This is a genomic window from Streptomyces sp. YS415, from assembly GCF_023544665.1.
Lineage (GTDB): Bacteria > Actinomycetota > Actinomycetes > Streptomycetales > Streptomycetaceae > Streptomyces.
Map to the genome: position 1 here is coordinate 25,267 of NZ_JAMJFL010000034.1, position 23,320 is coordinate 48,586.

At 71.2% G+C, this 23,320-nt stretch carries 21 protein-coding genes and 1 pseudogene; 12 read left to right on the forward strand and 10 right to left on the reverse strand.

Annotation, left to right across the window (positions count from 1 at the left end; genetic code table 11):
• From M8H82_RS30960 to M8H82_RS30980, 5 genes are all read left to right on the forward strand, one after another.
• On the forward strand, positions 1-759 hold the full coding sequence (locus tag M8H82_RS30960; protein ID WP_250078400.1) for a TIGR03089 family protein: 759 nt from the start codon (positions 1-3) through the stop codon (positions 757-759).
• A 205-nt stretch (positions 760-964) separates the two neighbouring features.
• Positions 965-2,086, forward strand: a complete 1,122-nt coding sequence (locus M8H82_RS30965; RefSeq protein ID WP_250078441.1) for an LCP family protein — start codon at positions 965-967, stop codon at positions 2,084-2,086.
• Between the two features lie 243 nt (positions 2,087-2,329).
• Positions 2,330-4,045 carry an LCP family protein gene (locus M8H82_RS30970; RefSeq protein ID WP_250078401.1) on the forward strand — a complete coding sequence of 572 codons (1,716 nt, stop codon included), beginning with the start codon at positions 2,330-2,332 and terminating at the stop codon, positions 4,043-4,045.
• A 197-nt stretch (positions 4,046-4,242) separates the two neighbouring features.
• Positions 4,243-5,958 (forward strand): LCP family protein, encoded by a 1,716-nt coding sequence (locus tag M8H82_RS30975; protein ID WP_250078402.1) that lies wholly within the window; start codon positions 4,243-4,245, stop codon positions 5,956-5,958.
• Positions 5,959-6,070: 112 nt separating this feature from the next.
• The gene (locus tag M8H82_RS30980) at positions 6,071-7,651 is read left to right on the forward strand and encodes an LCP family protein (protein ID WP_374211722.1); all 1,581 of its coding nucleotides are present in this window, start codon (positions 6,071-6,073) and stop codon (positions 7,649-7,651) included.
• Positions 7,652-7,675: 24 nt separating this feature from the next.
• On the opposite strand, the gene M8H82_RS30985 is transcribed toward M8H82_RS30980, so the two are convergent.
• Positions 7,676-8,707, reverse strand: coding sequence for a glycosyltransferase family 2 protein (locus tag M8H82_RS30985; RefSeq protein WP_250078403.1), 1,032 nt, complete (start codon positions 8,705-8,707; stop codon positions 7,676-7,678).
• 226 nt (positions 8,708-8,933) lie between these two features.
• Between M8H82_RS30985 and M8H82_RS30990 the strand changes: the two genes are divergently transcribed.
• Positions 8,934-10,295 (forward strand): LCP family protein, encoded by a 1,362-nt coding sequence (locus tag M8H82_RS30990; RefSeq protein ID WP_250078404.1) that lies wholly within the window; start codon positions 8,934-8,936, stop codon positions 10,293-10,295.
• A 27-nt stretch (positions 10,296-10,322) separates the two neighbouring features.
• Here M8H82_RS30990 and M8H82_RS30995 read toward each other — a convergent pair whose 3' ends face one another.
• Positions 10,323-10,880: an acyl-CoA thioesterase gene (locus M8H82_RS30995; protein WP_250078405.1), complete on the reverse strand. Its 558-nt coding sequence runs from the start codon at positions 10,878-10,880 to the stop codon at positions 10,323-10,325.
• Positions 10,881-10,999: 119 nt separating this feature from the next.
• Between M8H82_RS30995 and M8H82_RS31000 the strand changes: the two genes are divergently transcribed.
• Positions 11,000-12,271 (forward strand): LCP family protein, encoded by a 1,272-nt coding sequence (locus tag M8H82_RS31000; protein ID WP_250078406.1) that lies wholly within the window; start codon positions 11,000-11,002, stop codon positions 12,269-12,271.
• Between the two features lie 139 nt (positions 12,272-12,410).
• Here M8H82_RS31000 and M8H82_RS31005 read toward each other — a convergent pair.
• Both M8H82_RS31005 and M8H82_RS31010 read right to left on the reverse strand, forming a co-directional pair.
• Positions 12,411-12,652 (reverse strand): annotated as a pseudogene (locus tag M8H82_RS31005) (SAM-dependent methyltransferase); the annotation flags it as partial.
• Between the two features lie 62 nt (positions 12,653-12,714).
• Entirely contained in the window at positions 12,715-13,872 is a 1,158-nt protein-coding gene (locus M8H82_RS31010) for an acyl-CoA dehydrogenase family protein (protein WP_250078407.1), read from the reverse strand.
• Between the two features lie 189 nt (positions 13,873-14,061).
• Between M8H82_RS31010 and M8H82_RS31015 the strand changes: the two genes are divergently transcribed.
• Positions 14,062-15,405 (forward strand): UDP-glucose/GDP-mannose dehydrogenase family protein, encoded by a 1,344-nt coding sequence (locus M8H82_RS31015; RefSeq protein ID WP_250078408.1) that lies wholly within the window; start codon positions 14,062-14,064, stop codon positions 15,403-15,405.
• 201 nt (positions 15,406-15,606) lie between these two features.
• On the opposite strand, the gene M8H82_RS31020 is transcribed toward M8H82_RS31015, so the two are convergent.
• Positions 15,607-16,107, reverse strand: a complete 501-nt coding sequence (locus tag M8H82_RS31020) for a CGNR zinc finger domain-containing protein (RefSeq protein ID WP_250078409.1) — start codon at positions 16,105-16,107, stop codon at positions 15,607-15,609.
• A gap of 103 nt (positions 16,108-16,210) precedes the next feature.
• On the opposite strand from M8H82_RS31020, the gene M8H82_RS31025 reads away from it, so the two are divergent.
• Together M8H82_RS31025 and M8H82_RS31030 are read left to right on the forward strand one after the other, a co-directional pair.
• Positions 16,211-16,573, forward strand: coding sequence for a VOC family protein (locus M8H82_RS31025; RefSeq protein ID WP_250078410.1), 363 nt, complete (start codon positions 16,211-16,213; stop codon positions 16,571-16,573).
• A 34-nt stretch (positions 16,574-16,607) separates the two neighbouring features.
• A complete protein-coding gene (locus M8H82_RS31030; protein ID WP_250078411.1) occupies positions 16,608-17,003 on the forward strand; it encodes a VOC family protein in 396 nt (131 codons plus the stop codon).
• Here M8H82_RS31030 and M8H82_RS31035 read toward each other — a convergent pair whose 3' ends face one another.
• Both M8H82_RS31035 and M8H82_RS31040 read right to left on the reverse strand, forming a co-directional pair.
• Positions 17,004-18,137, reverse strand: a complete 1,134-nt coding sequence (locus M8H82_RS31035) for a dipeptidase (RefSeq protein WP_250078412.1) — start codon at positions 18,135-18,137, stop codon at positions 17,004-17,006. It lies immediately after the preceding gene.
• A gap of 204 nt (positions 18,138-18,341) precedes the next feature.
• Positions 18,342-18,701, reverse strand: coding sequence for a MerR family transcriptional regulator (locus M8H82_RS31040; RefSeq protein ID WP_250078413.1), 360 nt, complete (start codon positions 18,699-18,701; stop codon positions 18,342-18,344).
• A 50-nt stretch (positions 18,702-18,751) separates the two neighbouring features.
• On the opposite strand from M8H82_RS31040, the gene M8H82_RS31045 reads away from it, so the two are divergent.
• Positions 18,752-19,843 carry an alkene reductase gene (locus M8H82_RS31045; protein WP_250078414.1) on the forward strand — a complete coding sequence of 364 codons (1,092 nt, stop codon included), beginning with the start codon at positions 18,752-18,754 and terminating at the stop codon, positions 19,841-19,843.
• On the opposite strand, the gene M8H82_RS31050 is transcribed toward M8H82_RS31045, so the two are convergent.
• Genes M8H82_RS31050 through M8H82_RS31060 form a run of 3 tightly spaced genes read right to left on the reverse strand, consistent with a single transcriptional unit; the run spans position 19,813 to position 22,654 of the window.
• Positions 19,813-20,991, reverse strand: a complete 1,179-nt coding sequence (locus tag M8H82_RS31050; protein WP_250078443.1) for a dipeptidase — start codon at positions 20,989-20,991, stop codon at positions 19,813-19,815. The two genes, M8H82_RS31045 and M8H82_RS31050, sit on opposite strands and share 31 nt — an antisense overlap.
• 5 nt (positions 20,992-20,996) lie before the next feature.
• Positions 20,997-21,518 (reverse strand): 5-(carboxyamino)imidazole ribonucleotide mutase, encoded by a 522-nt coding sequence (gene purE / locus M8H82_RS31055; RefSeq protein WP_250078415.1) that lies wholly within the window; start codon positions 21,516-21,518, stop codon positions 20,997-20,999.
• Positions 21,515-22,654, reverse strand: coding sequence for a 5-(carboxyamino)imidazole ribonucleotide synthase (locus tag M8H82_RS31060; protein WP_250078416.1), 1,140 nt, complete (start codon positions 22,652-22,654; stop codon positions 21,515-21,517). Before M8H82_RS31060 ends, purE begins: the two co-directional genes overlap by 4 nt.
• A 128-nt stretch (positions 22,655-22,782) precedes the next feature.
• Here M8H82_RS31060 and M8H82_RS31065 point away from each other — a divergent pair, with 128 nt between their 5' ends.
• Positions 22,783-23,316 (forward strand): GtrA family protein, encoded by a 534-nt coding sequence (locus tag M8H82_RS31065; RefSeq protein ID WP_250078444.1) that lies wholly within the window; start codon positions 22,783-22,785, stop codon positions 23,314-23,316.
• The last annotated feature ends 4 nt before the right edge of the window (positions 23,317-23,320 follow it).

Here is a 23,320-nt window from a genome sequence, read left to right on the forward strand (position 1 = left end):
GTGAATGCCACTGATCGCACCCCTGCCGACCTGCTGCGTTCCGCGCTCGCCGCGGACCCCGCGCGTCCCCTGGTGACCTTCTACGACGATGCCACCGGGGAGCGCGTCGAATTGTCCGTGGCCACCTTCGCCAATTGGGTGGCCAAGACCGCGAATCTCCTCCAGGGGGATCTGGGCGCCGGACCCGGTGACCGGGTGGCGCTGCTGCTGCCCGCGCACTGGCAGACGTCGGTGTGGCTGCTGGCCTGTTCGTCCGTCGGAACCGTCGCGGACATGGGCGGCGCGGACGTGGCCGCGGCCGAGGTCGTGGTGAGCGGTCCGGACACGCTGGACGCGGCGCGGAGCTGCGGCGGGGAGCGGGTCGCCCTGGCGCTGCGGCCGCTGGGCGGGCGTTTCCCGCAGGTGCCGCCCGGGTTCGCGGATTACGCGGTGGAGGTGCCGGGGCAGGGGGACCGGTTCGTGCCGTTCGCCGCGGTGGATCCCGACGAGCCGGCACTGATCGTCGCCGGGCGGGAGTTCAGCGGGGCGGAGGTCGTGGAGCGGGCGCGGGACGAGGCGACGGGGCTGGGGCTGACCGGGCCGGGGTCCCGGATCCTGTCGGGGCTGGGGTACGACTCGTGGGAGGGGCTGAACGCCGGGCTGTACGGCGCGCTGGCCACCGGCGGGTCGGTGGTGCTGTGCCGGAACCTGGCGGCGCTGGGCGAGGAGGCCCTGGCCCAGCGGATCGAGAGCGAACGGGTCACTGCCGTGGCCCGGTGATCTCCGCGCGGTGAGTCCTCCCGGGCTGGGGATCCCCTCCCCCGTTCGGCCCATCACCGCTCACCCCCCTCCCCCGGTTCCCGTCATGGTCGTAAGGGAGACCAAGGAGATTTCGGGCCGCACGCCATGAGGGGTGGACGTAGACGTGACCGAAAGTGGAGGCGGGGCCTCGGGGTGGGGGGCCCGGGCCAGTGGGACGGGGCTCATACGCCGGCGCCGGCGTCGATGGGTCCGGCGGGCCTCGCTCGGGGTGGGTGTGGTGGCGCTGGCGGGCCTGGGAGCCGGATGGGCCGTCTACGCGAAGCTGGACGGGAACATCACCCCGGACGAGGCCGCCGCCGCCGAGCTCGCCCGGTACGAGAGCGAGCGGCCCAGTTCCCTCGTCAAGAACGCGCGGAACATCCTGGTGATCGGGTCCGACACCCGCTCCGGAGGCGAGAACCGTCGCTACGGGCGGGACTCGGGCACCGAGCGGTCCGACACCACCATCCTGCTGCACCTGTCCGCCGGCCGGCGCAGCGCCACCGCGGTGTCACTGCCCCGGGATCTCATGGTCGAGGTGCCGTCCTGTCTGCGGCCGGACGGCGAGCGCACCGAGCCCGTGTTCGCGATGTTCAACTACGCCTACGAGATGGGCGGCTCGGCGTGCAGCATCCGCACGGTCGAGAAGCTCACCGGCGTGCGGATCGACCACCACATGGTCGTCGACTTCCGGGGGTTCAAGGACATGGTCGACGCGGTGGGCGGCGTCGAGGTCTGCCTGCGGGAGCCGATCAACGACAAGCCCGCCAAGCTGCGGCTTCCCGCCGGGCGGGTGGTGCTCGACGGGGAGCAGGCCCTCGGGTACGTACGGGCCCGCAAGTCCCTGGGCAACGGCAGCGACACCGACCGCATGGAACGTCAGCAACGCTTTCTCGGCGCCCTCGTCAACAAGGTGCAGAGCAATGACGTACTGCTGAATCCGGCGCGGCTGTATCCCGTTCTGGATGCCGCCACGTCCTCGCTGACCACCGATCCCGCCCTGGCAAGCTTGCGGGGTTTGTACCAACTCGTCCGGGGTGCGCGCGACATCCCCACCGAACGTGTGCAATTTCTGACCGTTCCCCGGGAGTCGTATGTCTACAACCCCAATCGCGACCAGCTCGTGGAACCCGAAGCGGAAAGGCTGTTCGAGCGCCTGCGGACCGACACGCCCGTCGAAGTAAGTCAAAAGGGTCGTCCCGGAGCGAGTGAAGCGAACGCCCGCGACCGGCACGCTCCCTCTCGCGCCTCCTCCCCCGCCCCCACGTTCCGGGGAAACACCGCCGCCCAGGACGGTTGCGGGTAAAAGGCGCGCCAAGGAGGCGAACACCGGTTCAGGGAAATGCTCCGTATTGACCGGTTGTAGGGGCGTGGAATGCGTCACCGTCGTCGCTCCACGTCGAACCGGGCGGATAGTGTGAGCGATCCGGTGCACCCGGCCACGCCGTTCCACCCTGGTACGTCATGGGGTCGCGCACTGTTTGACCGTGACCCGAGCGCCTTGGAGGGGGAAGGCGCCGCGTGGCCCCGACGGAGGATTCGGACAACCGTGGACGCGCAAGGCCGTGGGCGGGCGGAGAACATCGATCCCGCCGACCAGTGGGTGCTCAATCCGAACACCGGCGAATACGAATTGCGACTGCGCCCATCCGCAGCGCAGTCGGCCGTCGCCTCTCCCCGCAGATCCGCCGGACGGACCGCGACGCCCGTGCGCGCTCCGCGTCCCGGACGTGCGGTCCCGCCGCCCCGGCGCCGGCGCGGGGTGCCCGAGGAGCCCCTGCCCGGCCGGCGCGGACGGCGCCCCGCGCAGAAGCCGTCCAGGGCGAAGAAGTTCCTGCTGTGGACCGGCGGCAGCATGGCGTTCCTGCTGATCGCCTCCGCCGGGGCCGGGTACCTCTACCTGGATCACCTCAACGACAACATCGACTCCGTCTCCGACGACGGCGCCGGCACCGGTGGCTTCAAGAAGGACGAGGCCATCAACATCCTGCTGATCGGCACCGACAAGCGCACCGGTGCGGGCAACGAGGGCTACGGCGACAAGGGCAGCACCGGCCACGCCGACACCACGATCCTGCTGCACGTCTCCAAGGACCGGTCGAACGCCACCGCGCTCAGCATTCCCCGGGATCTGGTCGTCGACATCCCGGACTGCCCGACCACGCAGGAGGACGGGACCACGAAGGTCATCGCCGGGTCGAGCGGCGTGCGCTTCAACACCAGCCTCGGGCAGGGCGGCCGTACGCCCAGCTGCACCATGCGGACCGTCACCGAGCTGACCGGGATCACCCCGGACAACTTCATGGTGGCCGACTTCAACGCGGTCAAGACGCTCACCAGCGCGGTCGGTGGCGTCGAGGTGTGCCTGGCCAAGGACATCGACGACCCGGACTCGCATCTGAAGCTGTCCAAGGGCACCCACACCATCGAGGGCGAGCAGGCGCTGGCCTTCGTGCGCACCCGGCACTCCGTGGGCTTCGGCGGCGACCTGAGCCGGATCGGGCTGCAGCAGCAGTTCCTGAGCTCGCTGATGCGCAAGCTGAAGTCCAACGACACGCTCACCAGCCCGACGAAGATGGTGAAGCTGGCGGAGGCGGGCACCGAGGCGCTCACGGTCGACTCCCAGCTGGACAGCATCGGCAAGCTGAAGGACCTGGGCCTGGAGCTGGGCAAGCTCAACACCAAGAACCTGACGTTCACCACGGTCCCGGTGGTCGACAACCCGAACGAGACGGTGAAGTCGACCGTCGTCGTCAACGAGGAGACGGCGCCCGAGGTCTTCGACATGATCAAGAACGATGTGTCGTTCACCGACGTCAAGGCGGAGAAGAAGAAGGAGAAGGCCGCCGTCGCCGCCCGCCTGAAGGGCACCAAGGCGGACCCCTCCGAGGTGCGCGTGCGGGTCTTCAACGGCGGCGCGGAGACCGGCAGCGCCCAGGAGGTGCTGACCTGGCTGCAGACCGAGGAGGGCGTCACCAGGTCCGAGAACGCGGGCAACGCCGAAGCCGTACAGGCGCGGACGACGCTGGAGTACGCGCCCGAACAGGCGGACCAGGCGCGGCGGTTGGCGGACCTGATGGGTCTCGCCGGCTCCGCGATGAAGCCCGGCGAGAGCGTCAGCAACGCCCAGGGGCTGCCCACGATGACGCTGACCCTGGGCAAGGACTTCAAGGGTGCCGGCGTCCCGATCACCGGATCGTCGCCGGGGAAGGCCCCCGCGGGCGTGGACAAGTCCACCGCGGATCAGGTCGAGTGCGCCAAGTGACCCCTCCTGAGCGGTCAGTTCGTGGAATTGGAACGAATTGACCGCTTGTAGGGACACCCCATTCGGTTGTACGCACGTGGAATTTCTCACCGACGTCGCTCGGCGCCGAAGTGTGCGGATAGTGTGAGCGATCCGGTGCATCGGGCCCCGCGGCGACGTTCCGCGCGGCGCCTTCCCGACGGAGGATTCGGACAACCGTGGACGCAGGCCGTGGGCGGTCGGAGAACATCGACCCCGCAGACCAATGGGTGCTCAATCCGAACACCGGCGAATACGAACTGCGACTGAGCACTTCCGCACCGCAGTCGCCGCGCTCCCCTGTCCCCGGTCCGCGCGGACGCTCCGCGCCCCGGCCGGACGGCACCACCGTGCGGCCGACGCGGGCGCCGGGCCGCGGGGTGCCGCCGCCGCGCAGGCGGGGGACCGAGCCCGAGGAGCCGCCGGGGCGGCGCGGGCGCAGGCCCGGCGGGTCGAAGGCGAAGAGGGCGCTGCTGTGGACCGGCGGCTCGATGGCGTTCGTGCTGGTGGCGGCCGCCACCGGCGGCTACCTCTACCTCAAGCACCTCGAGGGCAACGTCGACACCATCGACGTCGGTGACGCGGGCGCGAGCAGCTTCCGCAAGGACGAGGCCTTCAACATCCTGATCATCGGTACGGACAAGCGCACCGGTGAGGGCAACGAAGGGTACGGCGACAAGAACAGCGTCGGGCACGCGGACACCACGATCCTGCTGCACGTGGCCAAGGACCGGTCGAACGCCACCGCGATGAGCATCCCCCGGGACCTGGTCATCGACATCCCGGAGTGCCGGACGAAGCTGGAGGACGGCACCGAGAAGGTCATCCCCGGCCTGCAGGACGTGCGCTTCAACCGCAGCCTCGGGGAGAGCGAGCGCGATCCCGGCTGCGTCATGGACACCGTCAAGGAGTTCAGCGGCATCGCGCCCGACCACTTCATGATGGTCGACTTCAACGCCGTGAAGACCCTGAGCACCGCCGTGGGCGGGGTCACCGTGTGCCTCAACCGTCCCATCAAGGACGACAAGTCCAAACTCGACCTGCCCGAGGGTGAGTCGACGCTGGAGGGCGAGCAGGCGCTCGCCTTCGTCCGCACCCGCAAGGCGTACAGCAACAGCAGCGACCTGGACCGGATCAAGGTGCAGCAGCAGTTCCTGGGCTCCCTGATGCGGAAGATGTCCTCCAGCGACACGCTGACCAATCCCGGGAAGCTGCTGAAGCTGGCCGAGGCCGCCACCGACGCGTTGACGGTGGACAAGGCCATAGGCGGTGTGAACACGCTCAAGGACATCGCCCTGGAGCTGAAGAAGGTGCCGACGAAGAACATCACCTTCACCACCGTCCCGGTCAAGGACAACCCGGCCGAGGTGGTGAAGGCGACGGTCGTCGTCAACGAGGCGACGGCGCCACAGGTCTTCGACATGATCCGGAACGACGTGTCGTTCACCGAGGTCAAGGCGCAGAAGAAGAAGGAAGCCGCCGCCGTGGCCGCCCGCCTGAAGGGCCCCAGGGCCGACGCCTCCGAGGTGCGGGTGCGCATCCTCAACGGCGGCGCGGCCTCCGGCAGCGCGGGGTTCCAGCTCACCTGGCTGCAGAACGAGGCGGGTGTCACCAAGTCCGAGAACGCGGGCAACGCGGACGCCGAACAGGCGAAGACGACTCTCGAGTACGCTCCCGACCAGGCAGATCAGGCTCGCAGGCTGGCGGACATCATGGGTCTGTCCGGTTCCGCGCTGAAGCCGGGCGAGAGCGAGCTCAACGCCCAGGGTCTGCCGACGATGACCTTGATCCTGGGCAAGGACTTCAAGGGAGCGGGCGTGCCGCTCGACTCCTCCTCGGCGAAGACGCCGGACGTGGAGAAGTCGACGGCCGACAAGGTCCAGTGCTCCGGTTGAGCCACTGAGGCGACCTGACGGGCCTGCCGAGCGTCTGACAGGACGTACGGCGGGCCCGTTCCATGGCGCAGGGGTGGGGCGGTTCGATGGGTATGGGTGGGAGGACGGGGAAGTGACGCAGAGCAGTGTGCGCGAGGCCGCTCCGGGTGCCGCGGGGGGCGGCGCCCAGGTGGCCGACGGCGGGGAGGGCCGGGGCGGCCGCCGAAGAGCGCGTCAGGCGCGGGGGCGGCGGGCGATGAAGTGGTCCGCGACCGTGCTGGCGGCGGTCATCGTCGGTACGGCCGGGGCCGGGTACCTGTACTACCGGCACCTGAACGGCAACATCAGGCACGACGACCTGAACCTCGGGGACAACAAGGTCGCCAAGCCGACGCCGAACGCCGCCGGGCAGACCCCGCTGAACATCCTGCTCATCGGCTCGGACGCGCGCGACAGCAAGGAGAACCAGAAGCTCGGCGGCGCGCGGGAGACCTTCGGCACGCCGGCCCGCGCGGACGTGCAGATGCTGCTGCACCTGTCGGCCGACCGCACCAACATGTCGGTCATCAGCATGCCGCGCGACACCCTCGTGCAGATACCCAAGTGCACCGACCCGGACGACGACGAGGAGTACCCGGCGAGCAACGGCCGGGTGACGACGAACCTGAGCCTGCGCAACGGCGGCCCGGGCTGCACGGTGGCCACCTGGCAGGAGCTCACCGGCATCCACATCGACCACTTCATCATGGTCGACTTCGCGGGCGTGGTGTCGATGGCGGACGCCATCGGCGGCGTCCCGGTGTGCGTGGACGCCAACATCCACTCGCGGGACAGCGAGGGCCACGGTTCCGGTCTGAAGCTGGCGGAGGGCACCCACCCGGTCAAGGGCGAGCAGGCCCTGCAGTGGCTGCGCACCCGGTACGGGTTCGAGGACGGCAGCGACCTCGCCCGGGCCAAGGCCCAGCACATGTACATGAGCTCGATGGTCCGGCAGCTGCGCGAGAACGCCACCCTCAGCAGCCCGCTGAAGCTGCGCAGGCTGGCCGAGGAGGCCACCGACGCCCTCACCGTCGACCCCGGCCTCGACGACGTGAAGAAGCTCTTCGACCTCAGCAACGAGCTGCGGAAGGTGGACCCGAAGCGCATCACCATGACCACCATGCCGAACCGGTACGTGGGCGTGCACGTGGAGCCCACCGAGGACGCCGAGCAGTTGTTCCGGCTGGTGCGCGAGGACATCTCCCTGGACGGCAAGGGCAGGAAGAAGGCGGCCGAGGAGAAGCTCTCGGACGACCCGGCGGCGCCCGACGGCGAGATCTCCGTGCAGGTCCAGAACGGCACCAGCACCGACGCGCTGGGCGCCGCCCAGGGGCGCGCGAGCACGGTGACCGGGCTGCTCCAGGAGGAGGGCTTCACGCAGGCGGTCGCCGACCGCTCGACGATCCTCGGCGAGGACCGGACGATCGTCCGCTACCCGAGCGCCGAGCTGGAGGGCGACGCCCAGCGGGTCGCCAAGTCCCTGGGCATCCCGCTGAGCGCGGTGAAGCGGTCCACGGCGGTCACCGGGGTGACGCTCGTCGTCGGCGCGGACTGGCGCGAGGGCACGGCGTACAAGGCGCCGAAGAAGGACGACCGGATGCCCGATGCCGACAAGGCCCTCAACGCCGCCGACGAAGGGGCCTGCATGCACGTGAACCCGGCCTTCTCGTTCTAGGCCGGGTTCAGGTGACTGCCGTGGTCAGCCGGTGGGGCTGAGCACGGCGGGGCGCCGGGAGGCGATGACCTTGCGGGCCAGGGAGCGCGGGCTGGTGAGGAAGCCCCAGCCCCAGGACATGTGCATGGTGGCGAGGGCCACCGGGATCTGCAGCCGCGCCTTCAGCGGCAGCCCCTTGCCCGCCGGGATCGACCCCAGGACGATCGCCGCGAGATAGCCGCCGGGGATCACGAACCCGAGCGGGTGCAGCGCGGCGCCCACCACCAGCCCGGCCACGATGGCGCACACCGCGGCCGGCGGGGCGAGGTAGCGCAGGTTGATGGAGCCCTCGTGGTAGCGGGCGACGACGTGCCGCCAGCGGCCGTAGTCCTTGTACTGCTTGGCGAGCGCCTTCACGCTCGGCCGCGGGCGGTAGGAGACCTTCAGCTCGGGCGAGAACCAGATCAGCCCGCCGGCCTCGCGGATGCGGAAGTTCAGCTCCCAGTCCTGGGCGCGGATGAACTCCTCGTTGTAGCCGCCCTGCTGCTCCAGGGCCTCGCGGCGGAAGACGCCGAGGTAGACGGTCTCGGCCTCGCCGGCCTGGCCGCCCGTGTGGAAGACCGCGTTGCCGACCCCTATCTTCGAGGTCATCGCGGCGGCGACGGCGTGCTCCCAGTCGTTCTCGCCCTCGGCGTGCATGATGCCGCCGACGTTCTGCGCGCCGGTCTCCGCCAGGAGCCGCACGGCGGTCTCGATGTAGCCCGGCGAGAGCATGCCGTGGCCGTCGACGCGGACGACGATCGGGTGGCGGGAGGCCTTGATCGCGGCGTTGAGGGCGGCGGGCGTGCGGCCGGTCGGGTTCGGGACGGTGTGGACGCGGGGGTCCTCCCGGACGAGCTGGGCGGCGATCTCGTCCGTGCGGTCCGTGGACGGACCGAGGGCGATCACGACCTCCATCTCGCCGGCGTACTCCTGGGCGAGGATCGCTTGGACGGCTCCGCGCAGATGCCGCTCCTCGTTGAGGACGGGCATGATGACGGACACGGCGGGGAGCTGCACGTCGGGAATGGCGTTCATAGGGGCCTCACGTTACCGCGAACGGGGGACACCGGTGCGCCCCGCCCGGGGCGGTGCACCGGGCCACAGATCGTATGGGCCTACGGTGCTCACGGATCCCACGTCCCCTCAGTACGGCCTTCGCGGAGGTGTCGCCGTGCCCGCATCCCCCGCATCCCGATCTCCCCGTCCTCCCCGGCGCCGCCCGTCGCGGCCGTCCGCCCCGCGCGGGAAGCCGCGCTGGGCCATGCGGGCGGTGACCACGCTGTCCGTGGTGGTACTGGCGTCCGCCGGGATCGGGCACGCGGTGCTGACCGGCCTGGACGCGGACATCGCGCGGGTGGACGCCTTCAAGGACATGAAGAACCGGCCGCGGGCCGGGCACGGGATGAACGTGCTGCTGGTCGGCACGGACGGGCGGGACCGGATCTCGGCGGCGGAGCGGCGCGAGTTCCGGCTCGGCGGGGCGCCCTGCCACTGCACCGACACGATCATGATCGTGCACATCTCGGCGGACCGGGAGCGGGCGAGTGTGGTGAGCCTGCCGCGGGATTCGTACGCGATGACGCCGGCGCATGTCGACGGGACGACCGGGGAGCGGCACCGCGGGCATCCGATGAAGCTGAACGCCGCGTACGCGGAGGGCGGGCCGCAGCTGACCGTCCGGACGGTCGAGGCGATGACCCGGGTGAAGATCGACCACTACCTGGAGGTCGACTTCACCAGCTTCATGAAGACGGTGGACGTGCTCGGCGGGGTGAAGGTGTGCACGGCCGAACCGCTGAAGGACTCCTACACCGGGCTGGACCTGCCGGCCGGCACCCACGCGCTCAACGGCGGGGAAGCGCTGCAGTACGTCCGCGCCCGCCATGTCGACGGGGCGTCGGACCTCGGGCGGATGCAGCGGCAGCAGCGGTTCCTGGCGGCGCTGGTGGAGCGGGCGACGTCGTCGGGGCTTCTGCTGAACCCGATCAAGTTCCGGGACGTGACCCGGGCCGTGCTCGGGTCGGTGCGCGCCGACAAGGGCTTCGGGACCGATGAGCTGCTGGCGCTCGGCCGGGCGATGCGGAACTTCTCGCCCTCGTCGTCGGAGTTCACCACCGTGCCGATCGGGCAGATGGGACACGTCGTGGAAGGCGTCGGATCGACGCTGAAGTGGGACCCCGCGAAGTCGTCCCGGCTGTTCGCGGCCCTGCGCGAGGACAAGCCGCTCACCGTGCACCGGCACCGGAACGAGGCGGTGACGGTGGATGTGGCGCCGCAGCAGATCCGGGTGCAGGTGGAGAACGGGACGGCGACGGAGGGGCTGGGCAAGCGGGTGGACGCGGCGCTGGCGGCGACGGGGTTCCGGACCAGCCGGGCGCCGCTGAACGCGGCGCAGCGGACGGTGAAGCGGACGGTGGTGGCCTACGACCCCGGCTGGGACCGCTCGGCGAAGTCGCTGGCGGCGGCCCTGCCCGGGAGCCGGCTGCGGGCGGTGAAGGGGCTCGGACCGACGCTGAAGGTGATCGCCGGGACGGACTTCGAGCGGGTGCGCAAGGTGCGCGCGGTGAACCCGGCGCAGGGCGAGTCCGGGGTGGTCCGCGGCGACGAGGTGGTCTGCAAGTGACCTTCCCGCCGCCGCGGGGCGGCGACGTCAGTCCTCGATGCCCTCGGCCGCGCGCTTCTCGCGGAGGTCCATGATCGCCCGGCGGCGGGCCAGGCGGTGGGTCCGGCGGATCTGGGCCTCCTGGTAGCGGCGCTTGTCCCGCTCCGACTCCGGGAGCACCGGGGGAACCCGGCGCGGCTTGCCGTCGGCGTCCACCGCCGCGAAGACCAGGTACGCCGAGCCGACCTGGGTGGCCGGGGCCGATTCGTTCCAGCGTTCCGCCAGGACCCGTACGCCCACTTCCATGGACGTCTTGCCCGTCCAGTTGACCTGGGCCTTCACATGCACCAGGTCGCCCACCCGGACCGGCTCCAGGAAAGCCATCTCGTCCATGGACGCCGTGACCGCGGGCCCCCCGCTGTGCCGGCCGGCCACGGCGCCCGCGGCGTCGTCGACCAGCTTCATGATCACCCCGCCGTGCACGGTGCCGAGCAGGTTGGTGTCGCTGTGGGTCATGATGTGGCTGAGCGTGGTGCGCGACGCGGACGTCGGCTTGCCCGGGATATCCGGAGTGTCCGATTCCGCGGTGGAGACCTGGTCTGTCATGGCCTCCACCCTATGCCGAGCGGCAGAACGCGGACTTTGTGTTGGGTTCGCAACAGCCAGGCCCCTATTTTCCACCGACCCTTGTAAGACACACAGCCGTTCCCTGCACACTGGGGCGCATGAACAACTGGCCCGAGGGATGGTCCGACGAGAACCGCGGCAGCCGCGGCTACGGACACGGCAGTGCGAGTGCACGGCCGGATGGCGCGCGCGTCATGCGGCAGGTCCGCCGCGGCTCGGCGGCACCGTCCGGCGGTCAGGCGGCTCCGCCGTACGGCGTGCCGCCCCAGCCGTCGTACGTCGACGGCCAGGGCCATGACGGCTACGACAGCGGCTACAACACCGGACAGGTCTACGGCTCGCCCCCCGGCGGCGGGGGCGGTGGCGGCATGCGCGAGCCCCGGCCCGCGCCGGACTGGCGGCGCCGGATCAAGTGGACCGCGATCACCGTCGTCACGGTGCTCGTGGTCACCACCGTCGGCACCTACTTCTGGGCCGACTCCAAGCTCAACCGCGGGGTCGACCTGTCCAAGGTCATCGACCGGCCGGAGGCGGGCGAGGGCACGAACTACCTGATCGTCGGCTCCGACAGCCGCGCGGGCATGTCCGCCGAGGAGAAGAAGAAGCTGCACACCGGGTCCGCCGAGGGCAAGCGCACGGACTCGATGATGATCCTGCACACCGGCGGCAACGGCCCGACGCTGATCTCGCTGCCGCGCGACTCGGACGTGGAGATCCCCACCTTCGTGGGCTCGGAGTCCGGCAAGACCTACCCCGGCAAGGGGCGGCACGTGAAGCTGAACGCCGCCTACGCGGAGGACGGCCCCGAGCTGCTGGTGCGGACGGTGGAGTTCAACACCGGCCTGCACATCGACCACTACGTCGAGATCGGCTTCGCGGGCTTCGCCAACATCGTGGACGCGGTCGGCGGCGTGGAGATGGAGATCCCCAAGGGCGGCATCAAGGACTCCAAGTCCGGGGCCGACCTGGAGGAGGGCAAGCAGACCCTGAACGGCGAGGAGGCGCTCGCCTTCGTCCGCACCCGGTACGCGCTGGCCGGCTCCGACCTGGACCGCACCAAGAACCAGCAGAAGTTCCTCGCGGCCCTCGCCAACCAGGCGGCGACCCCGGGCACGGTGCTGAACCCCTTCAAGCTGTACCCGACGATGAGTGCCGGCCTGGACACCCTGATCGTCGACAAGGACATGGGCCTGTTCGACCTGGCCTCGATGTTCTGGGCGATGAAGGGCGTCACCGGCGGCGAGGGCAAGTCGATGAACATGCCGATCTCCGGCTCCTCGGGCGGCAACCTCGTCTGGGACAAGGCGAAGGTGAAGACCCTGGTGGAGCAGCTGAACAACGACGAGAAGGTCACCGTCTCCGGGAACTGAGACCCGGGCACACCGGTCCCGCCGCGCCGACGAGCCCGGCGGGACCGCTCTTTTTCCGCTCTCTTTCCTCTGGCCTTGCGGCCCACGCCCGCGAAGTGCGTGAGGGTCATCGGGGCCGAGCCCTGGCCGTTCCCATACTCAGGTGGCTGCCGGCGGGGACGGCGGCGAGGAGACGGCGGACGATGGCGGCGGCCTCGATGTAGTTCGTGGCGCCCTCCGGCGCGCTGGTGAGCAGGGCGTGCGCGTGGGTCGGGACGAGCGGGTCGTTGTCCACGTGGACGACCCGGCAGGACGGGTCGACGACCGGGCCACCTCGTGGGTGTCGTCGGCGGTGGGCAGGCCGGTGCCGATGTCCAGGAACCGGCGGATGCCCGCCTCCCCGGGCCCAGGACACAGCGAGGCCCCCGGCGGCTTGCGCGCACCGGGGGCCGAGCGTCTCGGGGCTACGGCAGGTTGCGCGCCATGACGATGCGCTGGACCTGGTTGGTGCCTTCGTAGATCTGGGTGATCTTGGCGTCGCGCATCATGCGCTCGACCGGGTAGTCCCGGGTGTAGCCGTAGCCGCCGAGGAGCTGAACGGCGTCGGTGCTGACCTCCATCGCCACGTCCGAGGCGAAGCACTTGGCGGCCGCGCCCAGGTAGGTGAGGTCGGCGTCGCCGCGCTCGGAGGCGGCGGCGGCCTGGTAGGTCAGGGCGCGCGCGGCCGAGATCTTCATGGCCATGTCGGCGAGCATGAACTGGATGCCCTGGAAGTCGGCGATCGGCTTGCCGAACTGCTTGCGCTCCTGGACGTACCCCTTGGCGTAGTCCAGGGCGCCCTGGGCGATGCCGAGGGCCTGCGCGGCGATGGTGATGCGGGTGTGGTCCAGGGTCTTCATCGCGGTCGCGAAGCCGGTGCCCTCCTCGCCGATCATGCGGTCGGCGGGGATGCGGACGTTGTCGAGGTAGACCTCGCGGGTCGGGGAGCCCTTGATGCCGAGCTTCTTCTCCGGGGCGCCGAAGGAGACGCCCTCGTCGCCCTTCTCCACCACGAAGGCGGAGATGCCCTTGGAGCGCTTCGTCGGGTCGGTGACGGCCATCACCGTGTAGTACTCGGAGACGCCGGCGTTGGTGATCCAGCGCTTGACGCCGTTGAGGACCCAGCTGTCGCCGTCGCGGACCGCCTTGGTCTTCATGCCCGCCGCGTCGGAACCGGCGTCCGGCTCGGACAGGCAGTACGAGAACATGCCCTCGCCCTTGGCGAGCGGCGCCATGTACTTCTTCTTCAGGTCCTCGGAGCCGGAGAGGATCACCGGGAGCGAGCCCAGCTTGTTCACGGCCGGGATCAGGGAGGAGGACGCGCAGACGCGGGCCACCTCCTCGATCACGATGACCGTGGCGAGCGCGTCGGCGCCGGCGCCGCCGTACTCCTCGGGCACGTGCACGGCGTGCAGGTCGTTCGCGACGAGCGCGTCGTGGGCCTCCTGCGGGAAGCGGGATTCCTCGTCCACCGCGGTGGCGTACGGCGCGATCTTCGCCTCGGCCAGGGAACGGATGGCGTCGCGGAGCATGTCGTGCTCCTCGGACGGGCGGTACAGGTCGAAGTCAGCCGATCCGGCCAAAGTCTCCACGCTCCAAAGACGCTGTGATGCTGGCGCTAATTACCGTTAAGTAACTCAAATTTTAGGGGTCCGCCCACGCGGGTGATACGTGAGCTTGGCGACAGCGGGAAAAGTGCCCGGTGGGGAGAGCTCCCATGCCCCGACTATGCTCGGGCGCGCACCGCCGCCGTACAGTCAAAGGGAGTCCCCATGGCCCTCAAGATCACCGTGATCGGCACCGGCTACCTGGGCGCCACCCACGCCGCAGCCATGGCCGAGCTCGGTTTCGAGGTCCTGGGTCTCGATGTCGTGCCCGAGAAGATCGAGAAGCTCAAGCGCGGCGAGGTGCCGATGTTCGAGCCGGGCCTACAGGAGCTGCTGCGCAAGCACGTGGCCGGCATCGAGGGCTCCAGCGGGCGGCTGCGCTTCACCATGGACTGGGCCGAGGTCGGCGCGTTCGGCGATGTGCACTTCGTCTGTGTGAACACTCCGCAGCGGCACGGCGAGTACGCGTGCGACATGAGTTACGTCGACGCCGCCTTCGCCTCGCTCGCCCCGCACCTCAAGGGCACGGCGCTGGTCGTCGGCAAGTCGACCGTGCCGGTCGGTTCCGCGGACCGGCTCGCCGCCTACCTCGCCGAGCACGCGCCGGCCGGTCCCGACGCGGAGCTGGCCTGGAACCCGGAGTTCCTGCGCGAGGGCTTCGCCGTCAACGACACCCTGCACCCGGACCGGATCGTGGTCGGCGTGCGCAGCGAGCGCGCCGAGAAGCTGCTGCGCGAGGTGTACGCCACGCCGGTCGCCGACGGCTCCCCCTTCGTCGTCACCGACTTCCCGACGGCCGAGCTGGTGAAGACCTCGGCGAACTCCTTCCTCGCCACGAAGATCTCCTTCATCAACGCGATGGCGGAGATGTGCGAGGCGTCGGGCGGCGATGTCGCCAAGCTGGCCGAGGCCATCGGGCACGACGACCGGATCGGGAAGAAGTTCCTGCGGGCCGGGATCGGCTTCGGCGGCGGCTGTCTGCCGAAGGACATCCGGGCGTTCATGGCGCGCGCCGGTGAGCTGGGCGCCGACCAGGCGCTGACGTTCCTGCGCGAGATCGACTCGATCAACATGCGGCAGCGCGGCCAGATGGTGGACCTGACCCGTCAGGTGCTGGGCGGCGGGTCCTTCCTCGGCAAGCGGGTCGCGGTGCTCGGCGCGACCTTCAAGCCGGACTCGGACGACGTACGGGACTCGCCCGCGCTGAACGTGGCGGGGCAGATCCACCTCCAGGGCGGCCAGGTCACGGTCTACGACCCCAAGGGCATGACCAACGCCCGCAGCATCTTCCCGACCCTCGGCTACGCCGACTCCGCGGTGGAGGCGGTGCGCGGCGCGGACGTCGTCCTGCATCTGACGGAGTGGCGCGAGTTCCGCGAGCTGGACCCGGCGGCGCTGGGCGAGGTCGCGGCGGCCCGGGTCATCCTGGACGGCCGCAACGCCCTCGACCCGACGGTGTGGCGGGCGGCCGGGTGGACCTACCGGGCGATGGGCCGCCCGACCGCCTAGGCGGTGTGCCGGGCTGCGCGGGCCGGGCGCCCTCCGCCCGCTCCTGGGCGGCCGTCACCTCGCGGCCGGGGGAAAGCAGCCGCCGGAGCGAGGCGACGCCGCTTCGGCCGAGGCTCAGTCGGCCGAAACGGCGTCTGCCCGCATTCTGCCGCACCTCGGGGCGCGGGGCCCCTGGAGTGCTCAACCGGCCCTGCTGTCACGCTACTTGGCGCGGTACCGGCGCATCTTCGCCCGGGCCCCGCACACCTGCATCGAGCACCAGCGGCCGCGTCCCGCGGGGCTGCGGTCGTAGTACGCCCAGTGGCAGTCGGTGGCCTCGCAGGCCTTCAGGCGGGCCCACGTGCCCGCCACCAGGGACTCCGCGACGGCCGCGGCGACGCGGGAGACCAGGGAGCGGGCGTCCGGGGGCGTGAGGGTGGCCGAGCCGTCGCCGGCGTCCACCGTGAGCCGGAGCGGGGCCCGGGAGAGCAGGTCCGTCAGGGGGGTCACCTCGCGGTGCGGGGGGTGGCCGGCGTGGGCCAGGAGGACCGCCCGCAGCGACTCGCGCAGCTCGCGGGCGGCCGGTACCTCGTCCTCGCTCAGCCCCAGGCGCGCCCGGCCCTCCGGCGTGTCCAGCGCGTCGGCGCCCGACTCCAGATCCAGCGTGTTGACCAGGGACTGGACCAGCTCCAGACCGCCGGGTGCGGGCGAACGCGTATTCATGGTTGCGACGTTACCTCCAATGGGGCAGCATGCAGTAACGGCGTTACCGCATACGCGCCTTTGCCAGTAACCACGCCAGAACCACGAGATCGCGGAGGAAGTCATGGCTCTCGCCACCCTGGACGTCGTCGTCCTGGACTGTCCCGACCCGCACGCCCTGGCCGAGTTCTACGCCGGTGTCCTCGGCGGCACCATCGAGGACCAGGGCGAGTGGGTGGACCTCAAGCTGCCCGGCGGGCAGCAGCTCGCCTTCCAGGCCGCCCCCGGCTTCGTGGCGCCGCAGTGGCCGCGCGCCGACCTGAACTCCCAGCAGTTCCATCTCGACCTCAAGGTGGCGGACCTGGACACCGCCGAGAAGGGCGTCCTCGAGCTCGGCGCCAAGCCGCTGGACGCGGAGGACCGCAGCCGGACCTTCCGGGTTTACGCGGATCCGGCGGGGCACCCGTTCTGCCTCTGCGCCGGATGACGTCTGCGCGTCCGCCGATGAAGGAGGGCATCCCGTGACACCCGTGGCACGTTTCCGTTCCGTCGTCATCGACTGTCCCGACCCGCACACGCTCGCGGACTTCTATGCCGGGATCGGCGGCGGCACGCCTCAGGCGGAGGACGACGACTGGGTCGTCCTCCAGGTCCCGGGCGGGCCCCGGCTCGCCTTCCAGCGGGCGCTCGGCCACACCCCGCCGCAGTGGCCGCGGGCCGACGAGAACTCCCAGCAGTTCCATGTCGACTTCGACGCGGGCAGCACCTGGGAGGAGGTCGACGCGGCCGAGGAGAAGGTGCTGGCGCTGGGCGCGCGGGTGCTGGACCGGGAGGACTTCGAGAAGAAGGACTTCCGGGTGTACGCCGACCCGGCCGGGCATCCGTTCTGCCTGTGCCGGATCCCGGCGGGGGAGTAGCTAGGCGTCCAGGTCCGCGATCTGGGCCGTCGACGGCTCGCGGCGCTGCTGGGCCGCGCGGGCGGCGGATTCGGCGGTGCGCAGGACGCGCTGGACATTGCCCCAGGTCAGCAGGGCCAGGTCGGTTTCCGTCCAGCCCCTGCGGAGCAGCTCGGCGACGAGGTGCGGGTAGCAGGAGGTGTCGGCGAGGTCCTGCGGGTGGGCGGTGCCGGCGTCGTAGGTGCCGGACAGGCCCACGCACTGCGGGCCCGCGACCGCGCGGACGTGGTCGAGGTGGTCGGCGACGTCCCGGACCGAGGGGCCGGTCTGCTCGGCGGTCAGCGGCACCATGCACAGCCCCTTCGCGGCACCCAGCTCCGTGAGCAGGTCGTCGGGGAGGTTGGCCGGGTGCGGACGCAGGGAGCGGGCGGCGGAGCGGGTGCACAGCACCGGTGCCTTGGAGGAGGCCAGCACCCGCTGGATGGTCTCCTCGGAGGCGCCGGAGAGGTCGGCGAGGACGCCGAGCCGGTTCATCTCGCGGATCACCTCCTCGCCGAAGCGCGTCAGCCCGGCCTCGCTGGCCCAGGAGGTCCCGGTCAGCGTGAGCACGCGCAGCCCCAGGCTGTGCAGTACGCGCAGGATGGCCAGGGAGTCGTCGAGCGCGGCGGCCGTGGCGGGGCCGAGCAGCACCGCGGCGCGCCCGCAGTTGCGGGCGTCGATGACCTGGCCGGCGGTGCGGGCGAGCCGCAGCCCTTCGGGGTGGCCGGCGATCACCGTGCGCACCAGGTCGAGCTGCTCCAGGGTCGCGGCGACCGCCCGGTCCGCGGCAAGCCCCTCCGGGAGGTGCAGCGAGCAGAACAGCGCCGCGACATGGCCCTGCCGCAGCCGCGGCACATCGGTGTCGACGGCGCTCTCGCCGACCTCCAGGTCGTACCAGGGCAGATGGCGCAGCGCCCAGGGCAGGCCGCTGTAGCCGTCGGCGACGGGGTGCGCGGCGAGCAGGACGTGGGCGCGCTCCAGGGGCCCGGCGTCCGGATCGTCGGCGAGCGGGAGGGGCGGCCCGTCGGGCCCGTCAGGGAAGGGGTCGGCCAGGGGCAGATCGTCGAGCGCGCCTGCCTCGGCGGCGGTGTGCAGGTCGTCCTGGAGATCGGCCATGGCGGGCTCCGTACGTGCGAGGCGATCGCTGTACGGCCACCGTCGCACGGGCCACCGGCCCCTTCCTGGTGGACGGGGCGTTCGGGGGTCCCCCGGTCCAGCGACCCCGGCGACCACCCCGGGCCGGACCCGCCACCCGCCACCGGCCACCGCAGGCGTCCCCGGCCCGGACCCGGCAGCGCCAGGTGCCCCGGCTCCCCCCGTTCAACCCCCCTGCGCCGCCTCGATCACCTCGTCCAGCGTCTCCCGGGAGCGCAGCAGGTCGGCGATCATCCGGTCGATCCGGTCCCGTTCCTCGGTGAGGTCGTGGACCAGTTTGGGCGTGGCCACGGCCGAGGGGCCGCCGTCGGTGTCCCGCATGCAGGGCAGCAGCTGGGCGATCCGGCTGCTGTGCAGTCCGGCCGCGAACAGCTCCTGGATCCGGATGACCCGGTCGACGGCCGCCTCCGGATAGTCGCGGTGCCCGCCGGGCGTGCGGTCGGCCCGCAGCAGCCCCTGGGTCTCGTAGTAGCGCAACGACCGTTCGCTCACCCCGGTGCGCCGGGCCAGTTCACCGATCCGCATGCTCACCTCGCCTTGAATCTGACACGGATGTCAGGTTCTACGGTACGGGCATGACGAACCTCCTGGAACCCACAGCCCTTGGCCGGCTCCCCCTCGCCAACCGTCTGGTGATGGCGCCGATGACCCGCAACCGGGCCGCCGCCGACGGCACCCCGACCGACCTGATGGCCGAGTACTACGCCCAGCGCGCCGGCGCCGGCCTGATCGTCGCCGAGGCCGCGACACCGAACGCGGTCGGACGGACGTACCCGGACATCGCCGCGATCCACACCCCCGAGCACGTGGCGGGCTGGCGGCGGGTCACCGACGCCGTGCGGGAGGCCGGCGGGCGGATGTTCCTCCAGATCCAGCACGGCGGCCGGATCGGCCACCCCGTGAACAGCGGCCACACCCCGCTCGCGCCCTCCCCCGTCCCGCTCCCGGACACGGTCTTCACCCCGGACGGGCACCGGCCGGCCGTCGTCCCGAGGGAGATGACCGCGGACGACATCCGCGCCACGGTCGCCGACTTCGCGGCCGCCGCGCGCCGGGCGGTCGACGCCGGCTTCGAGGGCGTCGAGGTGCACTCCGCCAACGGCTATCTGCTGCACCAGTTCCTCGCCGCCAACACCAACCGCCGCACGGACGCCTACGGCGAGGACCGCACCCGGTTCACGGTGGAGGTCGTCGAGGCGGTGGCGGCCGCCATCGGCCCGGAGCGGGTGGGCGTGCGCCTCTCCCCCGGTCTCACCGTCAACGGCATCGAGGAGGGCGACACCGAGCGGCTCTACCCGGCGCTCGTCGCGGCGCTGCGCCCCCTCGGCCTCGCGTATCTGCACCTGGTGCACGCCGACCCCGGCGCACCCCTCTTCCGGCGGATCCGCGCCTCCTGGCCGGGCACCCTCATCGCCAACCCGGTGCTGACGGAACTCACCACGGAGGCCGTGGACGCCGCCGCCCATCGGCTGCTGGACGCCGGAGCCGACCTCGTCGCGCTCGGGCGTCCCTTCCTCGCCAACCCGGACCTGGTGACCCGGCTGCGGCTCGGGGCGCCGCTGAACGAGATCCGGGACCGCTATCTGATGTACGTCGGCGGGGCGACCGGCTACACCGACTACCCCGCCCTCGGCGATCAGGAGTCCAGCGCCTCGATGGTGGCGTGAGAGGGCGCGCGCGTGGCCTGCAGCTCACGCGCCACGTCCTCGGCCGCGCCCAGCACCCGTACGGAGTTCTGCCAGGTCAGCTTGGCCAGGTCGGCGGTGGACCAGCCGCGGTCCATGAGCTCGGCGATCAGGTTCGGGTAGCCGGAGACATCGCCCAGGCCGTCCGGGGTGAAGGCCGTGCCGTCGTAGTCGCCGCCGATGCCGAGGTGGTCGATGCCCGCGACCTCGCGCATGTGGTCGAGGTGGTCCGCCACCGTCGCGACCGTGGCGACGGGCCGCGGATGACGCTCCTCGAAGGCGCGGTGCACCCGCATCGCCTCGGCGGTGCCGGAGAGGTGGTGGAAGCCGTGCTCGCGCAGGTTCTCGTCCGCCGCGGCCGTCCAGTCGACCGCCGCCTGCAGCACGAACTTCGGCACGAACGTGACCATGGCCACCCCGCCGTTGGCGGGCAGCCGCTCCAGGACGTCGTCCGGGATGTTGCGGGGGTGGTCGCACACCGCCCGCGCCGAGGAGTGCGAGAAGATCACCGGCGCCGCGGTGGCGTCCAGCGCGTCCCGCATCGTCGTGGCGGCCACGTGGGAGAGGTCGACCAGCATGCCCGCGCGGTTCATCTCCCGTACGACCTCGCGGCCGAAGGCGGACAGGCCGCCGACGCCCGGCTCGTCGGTCGCGGAGTCCGCCCAGTCCACGTTGTCGTTGTGGGTGAGCGTCAGATAGCGCACGCCGAGCGCGTACAGGCCGCGCAGGGTGCCGAGGGAGTTGGCGATGGAGTGCCCGCCCTCCGCGCCCATCAGCGAGGCGATCCGGCCCTCCCGCCGCGCCGCGTCCAGATCGGCGGCGGTCAGCGCGGCCCGCAGGTCGGACGGGTACCGGTCGATCAGCCGCCGTACGCAGTCGATCTGCTCCAGCGTCGCGGTGACCGGGTCCGGCAGGTCCGAGCGGACGTACACCGACCAGTACTGCGCCCCGACCCCGCCCGCGCGCAGGCGGCCGAGGTCGGTGTGGAGACGGCCGCTCTGGTCGGCGGCGATGTCCCGGGCGTCGAGGTCGTAGCGGACCTGCTCGCGCAGCGCCCAGGGCAGGTCGTTGTGCCCGTCCACCACCGGGAACTCGCGCAGCAGTTCCCGGGCCGCCGCCAGGGAGCCCATCGCCGTCACTTCCCGAAGCCGAAGCCGTTGGACCCCTCGACCTTGGTGCGCAGGCGCCTGCCCTTCTCGGTGGCCTGGTCGTTCAGCTCCTGCTGGAACTCCCGCATCCGGCCGAGCAGTTCCTCGTCGTGGGCGGCGAGGATCCGGGCGGCGAGCAGCCCGGCGTTGCGGGCACCGGCGACCGAGACGGTGGCGACGGGAACCCCGGCCGGCATCTGCACGATGGACAGCAGGCTGTCCATGCCGTCCAGGTACTTCAGCGGCACCGGCACGCCGATCACCGGCAGCGGGGTCACCGAGGCGAGCATGCCGGGCAGATGGGCGGCGCCGCCCGCCCCGGCGATGATCACCTTCAGGCCGCGGTCGGCGGCCTGCTCGCCGTACGCGACCATCTCGCGCGGCATGCGGTGGGCGGAAACGACGTCGACCTCGTACGCGATCTCGAACTCGGCGAGCGCCTGCGCGGCGGCCTCCATGACCGGCCAGTCGCTGTCCGACCCCATGACGATGCCTACAACCGGGCTCATTCGGTGATCGTGCCTCTCAGATAGCCGGCAGCGTGACGGGCGCGCTCCAGCACGTCGTCCAGGTCGTCGCCGTAAGTGTTGACGTGTCCGACCTTGCGGCCGGGCTTCACGTCCTTGCCGTACATGTGGATCTTCAGCTGGGGGTCGCGGGCCATGCAGTGCAGATACGCGGAGTACATGTCCGGGTAGTCGCCGCCGAGGACGTTGACCATCACCGTCCAGGGGGCCCGCGGGCGCGGGTCGCCGAGGGGCAGGTCGAGGACCGCGCGGACGTGGTTGGCGAACTGGGACGTGATCGCGCCGTCCATCGACCAGTGGCCGGAGTTGTGCGGGCGCATCGCGAGTTCGTTGACGAGGATGCGGCCGTCGCGGGTCTGGAACAGCTCGACCGCGAGGTGGCCGACGACGCCGAGCTCCTTGGCGATGCTCAGGGCCATCTCCTCGGCCTGGAGCGCGAGGGTCGCGTCGAGGTCGGGGGCGGGCGCGATGACGGTGTCGCAGACGCCGCCAACCTGCCGCGACTCCACCACCGGGTAGGCGACGGCCTGGCCGTGCGGCGACCGTACGACGTTGGCGGCGAGCTCGCGGACGAAGTCCACCTTCTCCTCGGCGAGCACGGGGACGCCGGCCTTGAAGGGGGCCCCGGCCTCCGCCACGCTGTCGACCACCCACACGCCCTTGCCGTCGTAGCCGCCGCGGACGGTCTTGAGGACGACCGGGAAGCCTGCGCCCTCCGCCGCGAAGGCCGCCACGTCCTGGGGGTCGGCGACGATGCGGTGCCGCGGACACGGCACGCCGATCGCGTCCAGCTTCGCGCGCATCACCCCCTTGTCCTGGGCGTGCACCAGCGCGTCGGGGCCCGGGCGCACGGGAATGCCGTCCGCCTCCAGAGCCCTGAGGTGCTCGGTGGGTACATGTTCGTGATCGAAGGTGATCACATCGCACCCGCGCGCGAAGTCACGCAGCGTGTCCAGGTCGCGGTAGTCGCCGAGGACGACTTCGCTCACCACCTGGGCCGCGGAATCCTGAGGGGTGTCACTGAGGAGCTTGAACCTGATGCCGAGCGGGATGCCTGCTTCGTGTGTCATACGCGCGAGCTGGCCCCCGCCGACCATGCCGACTACCGGGAACGTCACACCCCTAGGGTATCGGCCACCGCGGGGCGGCCTGATTCCGCTCCTGCATGCCGGTCCGCGGGCGCTCGCGCGGAGGGGTGGTTAGCATGGCTTGGTTGACGAAACCGACCGACGGGGGCTTTCACTCCATGGGACGTGGTTCCTCCGAGCTGGTACGACGCTATGTGCACGAGGCCGTGAAGTTCGGCGCCGTGGGCGGCGCGGGGCTGCTCGTCAACCTCGGTGTCTTCAACCTCGTGCGGCACCTGACGGACCTGCCGGTCGTGCGGGCCAGTGTCATCGCGACGGTGGTGGCCATCGCCTTCAACTACGTGGGCTTCCGCCACTTCACCTACCGTGACCGCGACAAGACCGGCCGCACCCGGGAAATGACCCTGTTCCTGCTGTTCAGCGGGGTGGGCCTGGTCATCGAGAACGGCATCCTGTTCGTGGCCACCTACGGCTTCCACTGGGACAGCCCGCTGCAGAGCAACATCTTCAAGTTCGTCGGCATCGGCATCGCGACGCTCTTCCGCTTCTGGTCCTACCGCACCTGGGTGTTCCGCGCGCTGCCGGCCCGGGAGGCGGCGGGCGCGGAATCGTTCCTGGATCCGGCGGCGCCGACCCCGCCGCCCGGCCCCCGGCAGGGCCGCGCCCCGCAGGCCGCGGGCCGGCGCCCGTGACGCC

Bases quoted from the DNA above. Each gene is read 5' to 3' on its own strand.
- M8H82_RS30985 (WP_250078403.1), bottom strand. From the start codon at position 8,707: ATGAACGCCATTCCCGACGTGCAGCTCCCCGCCGTGTCCGTCATCATG.
- purE (WP_250078415.1), bottom strand. From the start codon at position 21,518: ATGAGCCCGGTTGTAGGCATCGTCATGGGGTCGGACAGCGACTGGCCG.
- M8H82_RS31045 (WP_250078414.1), top strand. From the start codon at position 18,752: ATGACGAACCTCCTGGAACCCACAGCCCTTGGCCGGCTCCCCCTCGCC.
- M8H82_RS31025 (WP_250078410.1), top strand. From the start codon at position 16,211: ATGGCTCTCGCCACCCTGGACGTCGTCGTCCTGGACTGTCCCGACCCG.
- M8H82_RS30995 (WP_250078405.1), bottom strand. From the start codon at position 10,880: ATGACAGACCAGGTCTCCACCGCGGAATCGGACACTCCGGATATCCCG.
- M8H82_RS30990 (WP_250078404.1), top strand. From the start codon at position 8,934: ATGCGGGCGGTGACCACGCTGTCCGTGGTGGTACTGGCGTCCGCCGGG.
- M8H82_RS31000 (WP_250078406.1), top strand. From the start codon at position 11,000: ATGAACAACTGGCCCGAGGGATGGTCCGACGAGAACCGCGGCAGCCGC.
- M8H82_RS31020 (WP_250078409.1), bottom strand. From the start codon at position 16,107: ATGAATACGCGTTCGCCCGCACCCGGCGGTCTGGAGCTGGTCCAGTCC.
- M8H82_RS31035 (WP_250078412.1), bottom strand. From the start codon at position 18,137: ATGGCCGATCTCCAGGACGACCTGCACACCGCCGCCGAGGCAGGCGCG.
- M8H82_RS31050 (WP_250078443.1), bottom strand. From the start codon at position 20,991: ATGGGCTCCCTGGCGGCGGCCCGGGAACTGCTGCGCGAGTTCCCGGTG.
- M8H82_RS31065 (WP_250078444.1), top strand. From the start codon at position 22,783: ATGGGACGTGGTTCCTCCGAGCTGGTACGACGCTATGTGCACGAGGCC.
- M8H82_RS31015 (WP_250078408.1), top strand. From the start codon at position 14,062: ATGGCCCTCAAGATCACCGTGATCGGCACCGGCTACCTGGGCGCCACC.
- M8H82_RS31040 (WP_250078413.1), bottom strand. From the start codon at position 18,701: ATGCGGATCGGTGAACTGGCCCGGCGCACCGGGGTGAGCGAACGGTCG.